The organism is Nocardiopsis sediminis (assembly GCF_042650565.1).
Taxonomy (GTDB): domain Bacteria; phylum Actinomycetota; class Actinomycetes; order Streptosporangiales; family Streptosporangiaceae; genus Nocardiopsis_B; species Nocardiopsis_B sediminis.
This window is the reverse complement of the sequence record NZ_JBHSBH010000007.1, coordinates 141,517-155,214: the sequence shown is the minus strand read 5'-3', so window position 1 is coordinate 155,214 and position 13,698 is coordinate 141,517. Positions and strand designations below refer to the sequence as shown.

10 protein-coding genes are annotated in these 13,698 nt (G+C 70.0%); 2 read left to right on the top strand and 8 right to left on the bottom strand.

Annotation, left to right across the window (positions count from 1 at the left end; translation table 11 throughout):
• Positions 1 to 167 precede the first annotated feature (167 nt).
• A complete protein-coding gene (locus ACFOVU_RS09680; protein WP_378532006.1) occupies positions 168 to 2,141 on the top strand; it encodes an ABC transporter ATP-binding protein in 1,974 nt (657 codons plus the stop codon).
• On the opposite strand, the gene ACFOVU_RS09675 is transcribed toward ACFOVU_RS09680, so the two are convergent.
• The 8 genes from ACFOVU_RS09675 to ACFOVU_RS09640 all read right to left on the bottom strand — a co-directional run bounded on the left by ACFOVU_RS09675 (position 2,051) and on the right by ACFOVU_RS09640 (position 12,505).
• Positions 2,051 to 3,064 carry an LLM class flavin-dependent oxidoreductase gene (locus ACFOVU_RS09675; RefSeq protein ID WP_378532004.1) on the bottom strand — a complete coding sequence of 338 codons (1,014 nt, stop codon included), beginning with the start codon at positions 3,062 to 3,064 and terminating at the stop codon, positions 2,051 to 2,053. The genes ACFOVU_RS09680 and ACFOVU_RS09675 overlap by 91 nt on opposite strands.
• Before the next feature lie 116 nt (positions 3,065 to 3,180).
• Positions 3,181 to 5,748, bottom strand: a complete 2,568-nt coding sequence (locus tag ACFOVU_RS09670; RefSeq protein ID WP_378532002.1) for a hypothetical protein — start codon at positions 5,746 to 5,748, stop codon at positions 3,181 to 3,183.
• A 162-nt stretch (positions 5,749 to 5,910) separates the two neighbouring features.
• The gene (locus tag ACFOVU_RS09665) at positions 5,911 to 6,414 is read right to left on the bottom strand and encodes a hypothetical protein (protein ID WP_378532000.1); all 504 of its coding nucleotides are present in this window, start codon (positions 6,412 to 6,414) and stop codon (positions 5,911 to 5,913) included.
• Between the two features lie 186 nt (positions 6,415 to 6,600).
• Entirely contained in the window at positions 6,601 to 7,275 is a 675-nt protein-coding gene (locus ACFOVU_RS09660) for a hypothetical protein (protein WP_378531998.1), read from the bottom strand.
• Positions 7,272 to 9,389, bottom strand: a complete 2,118-nt coding sequence (locus tag ACFOVU_RS09655; RefSeq protein ID WP_378531997.1) for a polymorphic toxin-type HINT domain-containing protein — start codon at positions 9,387 to 9,389, stop codon at positions 7,272 to 7,274. Before ACFOVU_RS09655 ends, ACFOVU_RS09660 begins: the two co-directional genes overlap by 4 nt.
• Positions 9,390 to 9,689: 300 nt before the next feature.
• Positions 9,690 to 10,730 (bottom strand): hypothetical protein, encoded by a 1,041-nt coding sequence (locus ACFOVU_RS09650; RefSeq protein WP_378531995.1) that lies wholly within the window; start codon positions 10,728 to 10,730, stop codon positions 9,690 to 9,692.
• A gap of 74 nt (positions 10,731 to 10,804) precedes the next feature.
• Complete coding sequence (locus tag ACFOVU_RS09645; RefSeq protein WP_378531994.1) at positions 10,805 to 11,254, bottom strand: VOC family protein; 450 nt, start codon at positions 11,252 to 11,254, stop codon at positions 10,805 to 10,807.
• 24 nt (positions 11,255 to 11,278) lie between these two features.
• Positions 11,279 to 12,505, bottom strand: coding sequence for an FAD-dependent monooxygenase (locus ACFOVU_RS09640; protein ID WP_378531992.1), 1,227 nt, complete (start codon positions 12,503 to 12,505; stop codon positions 11,279 to 11,281).
• A 173-nt stretch (positions 12,506 to 12,678) separates the two neighbouring features.
• On the opposite strand from ACFOVU_RS09640, the gene ACFOVU_RS09635 reads away from it, so the two are divergent.
• Positions 12,679 to 13,692, top strand: coding sequence for a TetR/AcrR family transcriptional regulator C-terminal domain-containing protein (locus ACFOVU_RS09635; RefSeq protein WP_378531990.1), 1,014 nt, complete (start codon positions 12,679 to 12,681; stop codon positions 13,690 to 13,692).
• Positions 13,693 to 13,698 lie beyond the last annotated feature (6 nt).

The window sequence follows — 13,698 nt, the reverse complement described above, 5'->3', positions numbered from 1 at the left end:
CAGGGTCGCGCGCCCGGCCGGGCCAGGCCACCACCTGCACACGCGCGGGAATCCGGTCCCACCCCAACCCTGGAGAGCCCGGAGGCCCCCTGCCGCTCTGCGCTTCCGCGCGCCAGGATCGTCATCGAACGTGTGTTCCCCCGTCGATGTCGCTCACTGGAGCCTGTATGCGCCTGCGCCGCCGCACACCCCGCCCCCGCCCTGCTCCGACGCTGCCGGAGCTCAAGGCCAGCCGCAACAACCCCTGGGTCCGCGATCTGGAGGCCGCGTCTCTGTGGGTGGTGGCCACCCGGCTGCCCGCCATGGTCGCCCTTGCCCTCGGATGGGCCTGGCGGGCCAGCCGCATCGACACCTTCGCCACCGTCGGGCTGAACCTGGGGGCCGGGGTGGCCGGCGCCGCCGGGCTGCTGGCCGTCTCCGGTGTCCTGGAGGAGCTGTTCGCCGCGGGCCCCACCCCCGACCGCGTTCGTGCCGCATTGCCCGCCCTCATCCTGGTCGGCGGCGCGGCCTTGGCCCGGGGCGCGCTCACCGCCGGCGCCGGGTGGGCCCAGGCCCGGCTGGAACCCCAGGTGGAACGGGCGGCCGAACTGGAGCTGTTCGAGCTGACGTCGCACATGCGCCTGGAGGCGTTCGACGACTCCGATCTCGCCGACGCGATGTACCGGGCCCGCGGCCGCGGTGTCGCCGAGGTCGCGCGCACCGTGACCTTCAGCATCGACGTCCTCACCGGACTGATCGGCTTGGTGGCCGTCGCCGGCGTGCTGACCGTGCTGCACCCGCTGCTGCTCGGGCTGCTCGTGCTCACGGTCGTGCCCGACGGCTGGGCCGCGGCCCGCGCTGCCCGGCTGCGTTACTCGCGGACACGGGAGATCACCACGACCCGGCGCCGCCAGTGGATGCTCAGCGACCTCCTGGCCGAACGAGACTCGGCCGCGGAGCTGCGCGCCTACAACATGAGGGCCTTCCTGCTGGCCGAGTACACCGTCATCGCCGACCACGTGCGCGCGGTCATGCTCGGGGTGGCGTGGCGCCAGACGCAGGTGCGTGCGGCCGGTGACGCCGTGGGCGGGGCGGCGACCGTGCTCACCTACATCGTGCTCGGGGTGCTGTTGCAGGTCGGCAGCGTTCCGCTGGCCGTGGCCGGCACCGCCGTGCTCGCGATCCGCCAGGGCCAGACTTCACTCAATCAGCTGCTGTACTCGCTCAACTACTGCTACGAGTCCGCGCTGTTCTTCAACGACTTCCTGGAGTTCTGCCACCAGGCCCGCACCCGGCTGCCCGCACCGCCGACCGGGGTCGACCCCGGGGAACTGCGCGAGCTCACCGCCCGCGGCGTCGTCTTCGCCTACCCCGGCGACCAGGAACGACCGGCGCTGCGCGGGGTCGACATCGACATCCGCCACGGCGAGATCGTCGCCCTGGTCGGGGAGAACGGCTCCGGCAAGAGCACCCTCGCCCGGCTGCTCGCCGGCCTCTACACGCCGCACGAGGGCACCATCTCCTGGAACGGCGCGGACACCGCCACCCTCGACCCCGAGAAGCTGCGCGACCGGATCGGGCTGATCAGCCAGGACTACACCCAGTGGCCGCTGTCGGCCCGCCGCAACATCACGATGTCCGACGAGACTGACGAGCAGCGGCTCCGCCGCGCCATGGACCTCAGCGGTGCCGACGAGGTCGTCGACGACCTCGACAAGGGCCTGGACACCCTGCTGGACAAGCGGTTCGTCGGCGGCGCCGATCTGTCCGGGGGGCAGAAGCAGCGCATCGCCGCGGCCCGTGGCCTCTACCGGCGGGCCGACCTGGTGATCGCCGACGAGCCGACCGCGGCGTTGGACGCCAAGGCCGAGAAGCGGCTGTTCGACACCCTGCACGCCGCCGCGCAGGACACCACGGTGCTGCTCATCACCCACCGCCTGGCCTCGGTGCGGATGGCCGACCGGATCTACGTGCTCGACCGCGGCCGCGTGGTCGAGCAGGGCACCCACGAAGAGCTGATGGCCCTGCCCGACGGCCGCTACCGCTACCTGTTCACCCTCCAGGCCGACGCCTACACGGGCCAGGGCCTGGCCGGCGAAACGGCGTCCCCCGGCGCCGCACGACCCGGCACGGCCGCCAGCGCGTCCAGCGACGCCAGATAGTCCGGGCCCACCGGTGTGAGGACGGCGCTGGTGACGCCCGCGGCGAACAGCTCCTCCAGCCGGGACCGCGCCTGATCGGGCGTGCCCGCCACGGCGAGCTGCCGCACCCAGTCGTCGGGCAGCGCGGCGGCGAACTCCTGCGGGCCGTCGCAGCGGGAGCGCAGGGCGAGGAGGTCGTCGTGGAAGGGCAGCGGGGCGACGTGGGGGCGCCAGTCGGGTTCGGCGACCACGTCGAGGGTGGGGCGCACGGCCGCCAGCGCCACGGCGGGGTCGTCGTCGACCGCCGCGACGTTGTAGGCGACCAGTCGGTGCGGACGTGTGGGGGAGATGTGGGTGAGGGCGTCTCGCACGTAGGCGGGGGTGACCGGTTCCGCGAGCACCGTGCCGTCGGCCACCTCGCCGGACACCGCCAGTGACTTGGGTCCCCGTACACCGGCCAGGACGGCGGGGGCCGTCTCCGGAAGGGAGCCGGCGTCCAGCCGGAGCCCGTCGATGCGCAGGTACCGCCCGTCGTGGTGCACGAGGCGGCCGCTCAGCAGCTCCTTCAGGACGGAGATGTACTCGGCCAGCAGGGTGAGGGGGCTCGCGGGCCATGCGCCGATGCCGTCCATCCAGGCCGGCATGCCGTGACCCACGGCGACGTCGATGCGGCCCGGGTGCAGCTGGGCGAGGGTCGCGACCTCCATCGCGGTGAACGCCACGTTGCGCGCGGCGGCCGGCAGCAGCCCGATGCCGACCCGGATCCGGTCCGTGACGGCGAGGACCGTGGCCGCCTGGGCCAGCCCTCCCCGGTAGCCGAGGTCCTCCACGACCCACAGCTCATCGAAGCCGTACGCCTCGGCGCGCCGGGCGAAGGTGATGATGTCCCGCGCCGGGGTATCGCGCGGCAGGAGGACGCCGATGGTGCCGTTGTGTCTCGTCACTGAGCTCTCTTCCGACTTCGGCTTCACGAGGGGCGGTGTCGCTGCACGGGAGGTTCCGTGGACGTCGAGGTTCTACCCGCCACGGGGCCGGAGGCACACGGCATAGGGAGGGTCGATTACCAGGCAAGAAGCAGGATTCCCGTACCGGGATGGGTGGTTGCGCAGTAATGCTCTCCTGCCTGGGCCGCGTCACTGGTGACCTCCCGTGAGCGAGGCCCGGCCGCTTCTGCAATGGCCGCCTCGCCGAAGGCGCGCAGCACGGGGTCGGCGGACGCCGCCATCGCACGTACCGACCTGGCATCGGACAAATCCAACCCGCCACCCGGTCGGACGGGACCCACCTCAAGGCTGTCCTGACCGGCCTCGTCGATCGCCTGGCAGGTGGCACGGCCCTCCGACCGCTGTTCTTCCAGCGGCCGGAGTAGCTCTGCCCGGGCAGCAGCGTCCAGGGGACGTGGTTCGGTACCTGCCTCCAACGTCGAACGCGAGTAAAGGACCAGGATCGGTGTTCCCAGCCCGAGAAGGAGGATCGCCAGGGACGCCGACACACCCGGCCAGCGCCGGACGGCCGGGCCCAACGGGCGCGGCGGGCGGCCGAGCAGACCGCGCGCCTTGGAGACCATGACCGCTATCGGGCAGCACACCAGCAGAAGCGGAACCAGGTGGAACACGCTGGTGTCCACAGCGGACACCCACCGCTCCGCCTCAGGAACCACATCGGTCCAGCAGCTCATCAGCCCCACTGGGGTGTCGAAGCAGGTACCGATCCTGTTCCCGATGTAGAGAGCGGGAATTCCGAGCGGCGCGATGAGGTAGACGGTGACCGCGGTCGCGCACACGACCCGGCCGCTCGCCCCGCGGCCGCCCAACAGCCAGGCCAGCGCCACTGTGGTAAGGATCGCCGCGAACATCCCGAGCAGGAGTTCCTCCATCCCGCTCTCGTTGCGCACGCGCGAATCCACGTCCACGGCGACGATGAAGCAGGCCGCCGTCACCAGTGCTGCGATGACCGGACCCCACGGCGGGCACAGCGTCGTGCTCGGGGGGTCGGCGACCAGGCCGCCGCCGACAGGGCGTTTCGGCCGCCAAGCGAGCCAGGACGTGAGTGGGAAGGCGATCCCCAGGCCCAGAGCGGCCATCGGCAGATGCCAGTTGATACCCAGCGCGGTGAACGTCGAGGAGATGACCGACCACCAGCCGGGATAGACCGCATGGGCGGCCAACGTGAAGAACCATACGACCAGCACGGTCGCGATGACCGGAGCATTCACAGCGGCACACGCCCACAGCGGCCAGACACGACGGGACCCGCCGATCCAGCAAGATGCGGCGAACGAGATCGATCCCATGGCGATCGCGCACGCTCCCCAGAGGAGCGCCGCCATGAGCAGGGCGGATCCCGGGGCGGTGATCAGCATGCTGCCCCACGTGATCACGTGTAGCTGGGGCATCATGAACTGCCCGAGGAGGATCCCACCGGTCAGAGCGAGCGACATCCGCCCCACAGGGAGCGGGCGCAGGCCGAGGGCGCGCGTCCGTGTGGTCGACCGCCAGACGACCGTGGTGAGGATGACCGACAGGAGCGCGCCGAAGACCAGGCCGGGTATCTGCATGCCGGTCAAGGAGCGCGCCATCAGCAGGAAGGCACTGTAGGACAGTCCGACCGCGCATCCGGCGTAGGCCACATCGAGGTAGTCGCCCCGCAGCAGCAGCGAGGGGTCCTCGACCACTGCGCGGCGGGTCGCGGGCCGTGGGTGTGGACTGGTGAGGGAGCGCCACGCGCGCTCCAGCGCCTGAGTGCGGCGCACCGGCCGGTCGAACAGCGTCAGCAGGCAGCGGCGGATCCGTGGATCCCTGGCCGCCCGCGCATCGGCGTAGAACTCACGGACCTGGAGCACGCGTGCGCGGGCATAGGTGAGCACGGCCAAGGCGGCGGCGAGCGGAAGACCGAAGACCAGAGCAGCCGGCCGGAGCAGCAGCAGTGGTAGGAGAAGCGCCGCGACGGCCACGAACCCCCACCACATCCCGATGGTCAGGTAGGTGATGTCGATGTCCCGGTTGCGGACGTGGGCCGCCTCGTGGTGGATGACCGCATCGGTATGCCCGGACAGCTCGCCACCGGGCTGGGCGCCGACCGCGAGGAGGGAGCGGTCGACGGCGATCCAGTAGCGCCCCCAGGCGCCGAACGCCCTGGCTCCTCCCGCGGTCCCCGGGGTGATCAGCAGCCTGACCCTTGCCCGGGAGGCCCCCAAAGCGGCTTGAAGCTCCTCCACGGCCCGGTGTTGAATGACGCCGTCGAGGCTCCGCAGAGGCGTGAGGCGCCGCAACAGCAGCCGCGGATAGGCGGCGTAGATGGCGATGCCGATGAGAATAGGAGCCGTGCAGGCCAGGAATGTCACCAGGTTGGTGATGCGGAGAGCCCGGTCGCTGCATGACCTGAATTCGTAGAGCAGTGTGCGTGCGAGGGTCTCGCCCGCTTCGGCGCGCGCGATATCGGTGCATGCCCGGATGCCGGGAAGCGCCCAGCTCCCAAAGAAGGCGACGACAACCGTCATCACAGCCAGCGACGCACCGACTGTCGCCACAATCAGCAGGAGAAACCTGGTCGCTGTCGCCGAGGGTAGCCGGAACGGATCCGGATACGAAACGCCTGATTCAGTCGGGGTATCAGTCGGTGTCGCCATGACGCGATCTCCGTAATTCACCGGTACTTTTCGTCGCCTGCCACTGTCAGGGCGGTACGCAATCTCCCAAGGGGATGCAACGAGAACAGGCGAACCGCATCGACATCACGGATGCACGGAGTCGGATCAGCGTTCCCCTGTCTTGAATGCGATGGTTCGCGGTCATGCCCCGCCCTGTGGGTCAGGCGGCCCAGGCGAAGGTTCGGGGCTCCCGTTGCCACGTGTCTCGGCAAGTTCGTCGATGATGGCGGCGGCGAGGTCCGCGGCCTGCTCAGGCGACATCCCCAGGCGCACGGCGCGCTCGGTGATCGCCGCCGTGACGGAAGCGGCCTGGGCGCGCCGGACGATGGGAACCACCCCGTCCAGCGCCGCAGGCGCCAATCGTTCTCGAAGGCCGATGCGTTCAAGCAGCCACCGCCCCGCCCGCCGCCACCAGGGCCGCACTGCATCGGCGATCGCGCCTGAGACCAGGTCGCCGACCACACTCAGCACCACACCCGTTACGAACCCGATGGTGACGGCCCCGAATCCCAGGGGGTTGTCGCGAGGGACGGGAGGTCTGCCTCCTCGGCCGTAGTAGTCGTCCCGGATCGCCGGGTAGTGGGGCGACTCCTGCGGCGCACAGCGGTCGACGACACGGCGGGCCAAGGAGTCCACGGTGTGCATGGATGACCTCCGTACCAGGGGCCGGGACAGCCATGCTAGGCATTTCGCCGCAGATTCCGTCGGGATTTCCGAGAACCGGTCCGGACCCGGCCATGATCCGCGCGGTGGGCTTCACGACCTGATCGCGATCAGATCGCCACGGAGGCGCCCTGCGCTCTCAGTGGTGTGCCCGTCTCTTTCGCCGGTCTAGCCTCGGGCGGCTTCGATGTCGTCGGGCGACCAGCCATGAGAAGTGATCAGAACGGGCAACAGGATCTGACGTACCCGCTGACCATGGGTCGATGAGAGGTCGCGCAGGCGGTTGCGGGCGTGGGGTCCCGTCTCCTCTTGCACGAGCCTCAGGCCCTCGTCGAGAAGGTCGCCCTCCAGTTCCTCGAACGGTCCACGCGAATCGGCGTATTCGTCGGCGAGCCCTTGCAGTGGCGCCGCGCCGATGGCCCCCTCGACCTCCTGGATCAGCCCGATCCCGAACTGGATGGCGCGGTCCGCGGCGCGCAGGGTGTCTCCTTCCGCGAGTTCCACGAAGGCGAACCGGGGGACCTCCAGCGCCCGGATCTTCCAGTAGCGCGGCTCGTCGGGCTCGGACTCCGGCTCATCGGCCTCGAACTCCGGATCCGGGTCGTCGGCATAGGGCCAGATCGCACGCAGGCGCTCCAGTGCCTGTCGTGCCTGCCGGGGGTCGCCGGGGTCCAAGGACCACAGCTCCTCCACCAATGGCGCCAGCACGGCGCGTTCGGAATCGGCGGCGAAGTGCTCGTAGACCGAGGCCGCGCGGGCCGCGGAGCCGGCGGCGAGCGTTACACGCTGCTGCGCGTCGAGCCGCCGCAGGTCATCACGGTAGCGTGACTTGCGCGGGATCATCCGCCCCCCCACCAGAATTCGCGTTGCCCTGAGGTATAGGTGGTGCCAGGGTAGTCACCCGAGGTTTCCAGGCCCAAGTCCTCGGTCATGATGGGCATGCAGTTCCCGGTCGGGCGCTCGCCCTGGCAGATGTTGGAGCTCGTGCCGCCCTCGACCACGCGGTACTGCGGATTGCGGTTCAGGTGCTCTCTGAGTGCATTCTCGGCGTGGCCGGAACCGGGCACATAGATCTCGTCATCGTGCAGTTCGAATCCGGCCGGGGGGTCGTCCGCATAGGAGCCGGGGTCGTCGCTGTTCTGGCCCTTGGGGTTGCTGCTGGTGACCCAGTTCTCGAACTCCCCGGTCTCCGTGTTGTACACGCGGGTGACGGCCACGGTCAGGTTGCGGCTGCCGGTGCCCCGCATGATCTCGTGAGCGCGCAGCGCGGCCACGGCCGCGAAATCGCGGTCACCCACGGGACGCTCGACACCGTCGCCGTCCTGCTGGTATTCGCGGTCGGGGTGGCAGTCGCCGTTGGTGTTGTGGACGAGTGCGTTCGCGGAGGCTGCACCGACGTAGTAGGTGTGCAGGTCGGCGATGGTGAGGTTGTGGACCCGCTGGGCGTCGGCGGTGTGGGTGTCGACCGCGGTGACCTGGGTCCAGGTGCCGGCGGAGGTGCGCAGCCAGGTGCCGGGTTGGAGGTCGATGGCGTCGACCCACTCGGCGGTATCGGGGACCCAGAAGGGGTGGGCGTCGGTGGCGGTGAGGGTGCCGGTGGTGCCCTGGCCGTCGTCGATGGTGAGGGTGACGAGGGTCTTGGCGCCGGTGCTGGAGATGAGGCCGGTGACCTCGCGCGGCCCCTCTTCACCGGTCAGGGGGTCGAAGGCCAGGACCTGGTCGCCGACTTCGACGTCCTCGATCGCGGACCTGGAGCCGTCGGCGAGCACGACCGGGGTGCCGGGGACGAAGCTGCTGGAGGCCAGGCAGCTGGTCCCCTCGCGGTCGTCCTCCCGGTTTCCGTCGCCGCCGTCCTGCTCCTCGTCCTCCCTGTCACGGTCGCGGTCGTGGTTCCCGCTGCCGCCGCCATTCGAGCCGCCGTCCGGAGGTCTCGGCTTCCGGAGGAAGAGCCCACCGAAGTCCCAGATCCCGTATCCGAAGGCTTCGGCGTACTCTCCGTCGCCCATCGATTCGCGGGTCTCCGGGCTGACGAACAGCCCGAGCGGGTCGTTCCAGGTGCCCGTGACCCCGTCCCACCAGCCCTCCACGGCACCACCGGGGTCGGTGATGGTGTCCCAGGCCATCATGGGAGAGCTGCTGTCGATGAGCCCTCCGACGAAGTTCCGGCCGCCGTCGATGAACCCGCCGCCGGCATCGGCGATGGCGCCTCCGGTGTCGGAAAGGAAATCCCCGGTGGACCCGAGGGGGTCGTCGAGGAATCCGACGGTGCGGATGTCGGAGTCCTCGTCGCCCTCCGAGCCGGACCACCAGGGGTCCTCGGGCTGGGGAGCCGGCTCGGGGACTCCGCCTGACGGGCCGTCCTCGCCTGGGGCCGGGAGTCCGGTTGACGGCGGTGTCGAGCGGTTGCTCCCGTCGCTGCCGTCGGATCCCTCAGCGGCGGCGTCCACTTCTCCGATACCGCCGCTGATCAGGTCGGAGATCCGTCCGGGGATCCCCGCGCCGATGACGCCGGCGGCGATGGCGGCCACGAGCAGGATCACGGCGCCGTACTCGGTGAAGCCTGCCCCGCGCTCGGGGTCGTGGATGCGCCTCAGCAGGCCGCTACCCGGAACGTGCGTGGGGTGTCGGCGCAGCAGATGTCCGCGGGAGGCGGGGCGGGTGACGAAGACGAGGGTGAGGACCGGGAGGAGCATCTGGGGCAGGCCGCGCGGGTCGCCGCTGGTGAGTGTCGTCAGCGCTTGGAGGAGCCCCAGTATCTGGAGGCCGATGATGCTCCAGAACAGCGGTCGGCCACCCTTGCCCAGGCGCAGCGCGCACGGCAGGGCAAGGAGTCCGGGCAGGACGGCGAAGGTGAGTTCCCCCATGTCCCTGGCGTCGAGGCCCACGAGCACGCCTCCCAGGAGAAATGCCATGGCCACCGCGGCGACGGTGAACAGGCACGCGCGTGCTTTACGCATCGACGGGGGAAATTGCTCATTCATGGATGGAACCCCAATGGGGGGAGCGAGTTGGTGCTGGTCTCCTGCGGCGCTGGACGGGGGAATCCGTCTCACTCGCGGCCCATGTGACTCGCCGTTCCTATTCGCCGCTAATACTTTCCGGAGAGGAATGTACGGATTCCTTCCCCGAGGAAAGCTACTCGGGACGCGTAGCGGCGATAACCCTCGCGCACCGTGTTTCGGTTTGGACCGAAAGGTAAGGTCGTTGTCACCTCCGTCGACTCCCCGGTGAGGGGACGCCGCCCCGGTGAGCATGGTTCACGCAGGTGTGCGTCCTCCGATGCCGCCGGCGTCCGCTCTTTCCCGGCGCTCGACGCGCCGGGCCAGCATCATGAGCAGGACCGCCTCCAGCGCGACGGTGATCGCTCCGGTGATGACGCTGACCGGTGAGGCGGGCATCATGAACGCCGTATGGCCGACCAGGATGCCGCCGGCCAGCCAGATCCGGTGCCGGTCGCTCCAGCCGGCGGCGGAGTTCAAGCGCAGCACCATCCATCCGGACCCCAGGGCCGCCGCAGCCGCGACCGCCAGCGGAATCGGCAGCGGCACACCGGTGCCGAACAGCGGATCGGTTCCGAGCCCGGGCGGCAGCAGTAGCCCCAGGAACACGACGGTCATCAGTGCCGCCGCACCGCCGACGACGGCCGGTTCGGGTACGGATGCCGCCGGAGCCGGTCCCGGCGCACCATGGCGGGGTAGCACCCGCAGCGCCAGCCACGCCAGCAGCGCGATCGCCGCGATGAATCCCGCGGTCCACGCCCACGGGGTCTGGTATCCGGGGTCTTCGGCCGCCGATATGACGGCCCGCAGCCCGAGCACCCCCACGACAGCCAGCGCGCCGGCCCCGATGAGGCCGCCGGTACGCAGATACGGCCGGCCGCGGTGGACCGGGAAGAGCAGGTCGGTGAGCATGACGGGGATCAGCACGCTGAACACCACATGCACACCGATCTGGGATTCCCAGTAGGTCCAGTTCACGCCGAGTGCCCGCCAGCCCCATTCGGCCGCACCGTACATGCGGGGGCTGGTCAGGGCCTGTAACCCGAGTCCGTCCTCGGCCAGCTGGTAGGCCAGCCCCAGCAGCACCAGGCTCGGCCACCCGGCCCCGGCGCGGGCGGCGGCCTCGCGGACCACGAGGACCCCGGCCCCGTACATCACCATCAGCAGCGGCAGGAGCAGCCAGGTGACCGGCACCGCGACCGCGGTGAACGTCAGCTCCGCGCACAGCGTCGTCAGCACCACCAGCGTCCACGCGGCACGCAACCGGCCCCGGTCCGGTGGAGCGCTGGTCCGTGCCACCGCTGCCCCCTTGCGGCCGTTGTGCGACGCGGCCGTCCCTCCACGTTGCGGCGTGCTCGTTGCGCGTTGAGTCCTCACTGGTCGCGCGCGTCGATCAGGCGCTGGACGTCGATCTTCGTCATGGCGTGCAGCGCGGTCAGAATCCGTTCGGCCTCGTCCGGTCCGGCGGCGTTCAGCAGTTCTCCCAGGGCTTTCGGCATGACCTGCCAGGTCACCCCGAAACGGTCGGTCAGTGAACCGCCCGGCCCCTCTTTTCCGCCATCGGTGAGGTTCGCCCATACCCGGTCCACCTCCTCTTGGGTGTCGCACTCGGCGTACAACGAGATCGCTCCGGTGAACGTGAACTCCGGCCCTCCGTTGTAGGCGACGTAGCGCTGTCCGGCGAGTTCGAAGGTGACGGTCATGACTCGGCCGTCAGGGGCGCGCTGAACGTCAAGAACGGCGGAGTCGTCGAATACCCCCGTGTAATGGTCGGCGGCCTCCTCTGCCCGGCCGTCGAACCACAGAAACGTGCTCACCTGCATGTGTCTTCTCCTTGAATTCGTGTCTCAACCGTGCGTCAAGGCTGCGTAGTCTTTGAGCTCCACCGTGTTGGACAAGGTGTCCATTCCTCGGCTGACCAGTCGTTTCGGCAGGTACGGCAGCATGCGGACCGACTGGTTGCGCAGCCAGAGCCGAGCAAGTGATTCCGGCGCCAGGCCGTCGTTTCCCTGTCTGCGGGCGAACGCGTGGGCGCGGTCGACGAACTCGCGCATTTCGCGTTCATAGGCGGTATAGGCACAGCGATGGTCGCCATCGGCTTCCATGAGTTCGCCGGCCAGGATGTAGGCCCCGACCAGTGCCAGGCTGGTGCCGATACCGGACATGGGCGAGGCGCAGTAGCCCGCGTCTCCCAGGAGCACGGTCCGGCGGTGCGACCAGGTGTCCGCCTGCACTTGGACGACCCTGTCGAAGTAGAAGTCGGGTGCGTCCCAGATCTGGGACAGCATCCGGGGGATCTCCCATTCCTCGCCCTCGAAGGTGCGGAGCACGATCCGCTTCTGCTCGTCGATATCGCGCTCGTCGTACCGCAGGTCCGAGCGGAACATGAACCCGGCGAGGGCCGTGCCCGGCGTGTGCTGCGGGTACAGGCCGGCGGTCTTGCCCGGCCGGCCGTTGCCGCCGGGCATGGTGTACATCAGCTGCGAGCCGGCGAGATCCACCGCCGTGGTGGTGGTGAACAGCGCCACGTAGCCGCCGAGGTCGCGGACGTAGCGCTCCTCGGGGCCGAACACCAGCCGGCGGACGTTGGAGTGCACACCGTCCGCGCCGACCAGGAGGTCGAAGTTCCGGGGCTCGCCGTTCTCGAACGCGACCCGGACGCCGTCGCCGTCCTCTTCGGCAGCGGTGATCGAGTCGCCGAAGACGTACTCGACGTCGTCGCGGGTCGCCTCGTAGAGAATCCGGGCCAGGTCGGAGCGGGGAATCGCCATCTCGGCGACGGGGCCGCCCGAGTCGCCGAACACGTCGGTGCTCAGATTCGCGATCCGCTTGCCCGTGCGGTCGACGAACGCCATGCCGCGCGCCCCGGTGTGCGCCTTGCGGACCTCGGGAACGATCCCGGTCAGCTCCGCCACCCGCCGGGCGGTCCCGCGGATGTCGACCACGTGGCCGCCGCTGCGGAGCGTGGGCGTGCGCTCCACCACGGTCGGGTGGAAGCCGTACCTGTGCAGCCAGTACGCCAGGGCGGGCCCGGCGATCCCGGCGCCGGAGATGAGGATGCTCGGGTTCTTCATGGTGCCTCTCGTGGATGCGTACGTCGTATTCTCCGTGCGTCACAGGCTAGTCATTTCAGCCGTATATGCGGACCATATGGCCGGAATCGGCGATAGAAAGTGCACTAGTGCCGTAGAATCGAACTAGTGCACTTGAGGCAGGTAGCGGCCTGGCCGACCGACGGGAGGACCCCATGTCATCGTCGAAACAGCCGTCGGCTCCGCCCTACCGGCGGATCGTCGCGGAGATACGCGCCCGGATCGTGAGCGGAGACCTGCGGCCCGGCGACCGGGTGCCGTCCGTCCGCCAGATCGCCCAGCGATGGGGGGTGGCGATCGCGACCGCGACCCGGGTCACGGCGACCCTGCGCGATGAGGGGCTGGTCGAAGCGAAGGTCGGTTCCGGGACGGTGGTCAGCGCGCGCGTGAGCCGGGAGCAGGAGGCCGGCCCGGCGGCGGCGGTGTCCGGCCCGGCCCGGCCATCGGTGTCGCGGCGGGACCAGGCACTGAACCGGGACGATGTGGTTCAGGCCGCCGTCGCGATCGCCGACGTCGAGGGCCTCGACGCGATCTCGATGCGGCGGCTCGCGGCCGGCCTCCGCGTCGGGCCGATGTCGCTGTACCGGCACGTGGCGAACAAGGACGAGCTCCTGATGGAGATGGCCGACCAGGCCTTCGGTGAGGCGGACCTCCCCGACCCGGGGCCGGAGGGGTGGCGCGCCAAGCTCGAACTGATCGCCCGCCTGCAATGGCGGCTGTGCCGCCGGCACCTCTGGCTGCCCCGGGCGGTCTCGTTCACCCGCCCATTGCTCGCTCCCAACATGATGGCCCACACTGAATGGACCCTGCGGGCACTCGACGGGCTCGGTCTGCCCATGACGACGCGTTTCCGTGAAGCACTCACGCTTCACGCACTGGTCCTCAACGTCGCCCTGCCCATGGCCGACGAGGCCGAAGCGGAGCAGGACAGCGGAGTGACGCTGGACGGGTGGAGGTCGAAGGCGCGCCCGCGAACGGGCGAACTCCTCAACAGCGGCCGGTTTCCGCACCTGGCGGCCATCCCCGAATTCACCGCGGCCGACCTGGACGGACTGTTCGAGTACGGCCTCGCGCGCCATCTCGACGGCTTCGCCGCCCTGCTCGCCGACCGGGCCCGAGCGGCTCACGGTGGCACCGCGGGCGGCCGGGAAGGAACAGACGCGCGCTGAGACCCG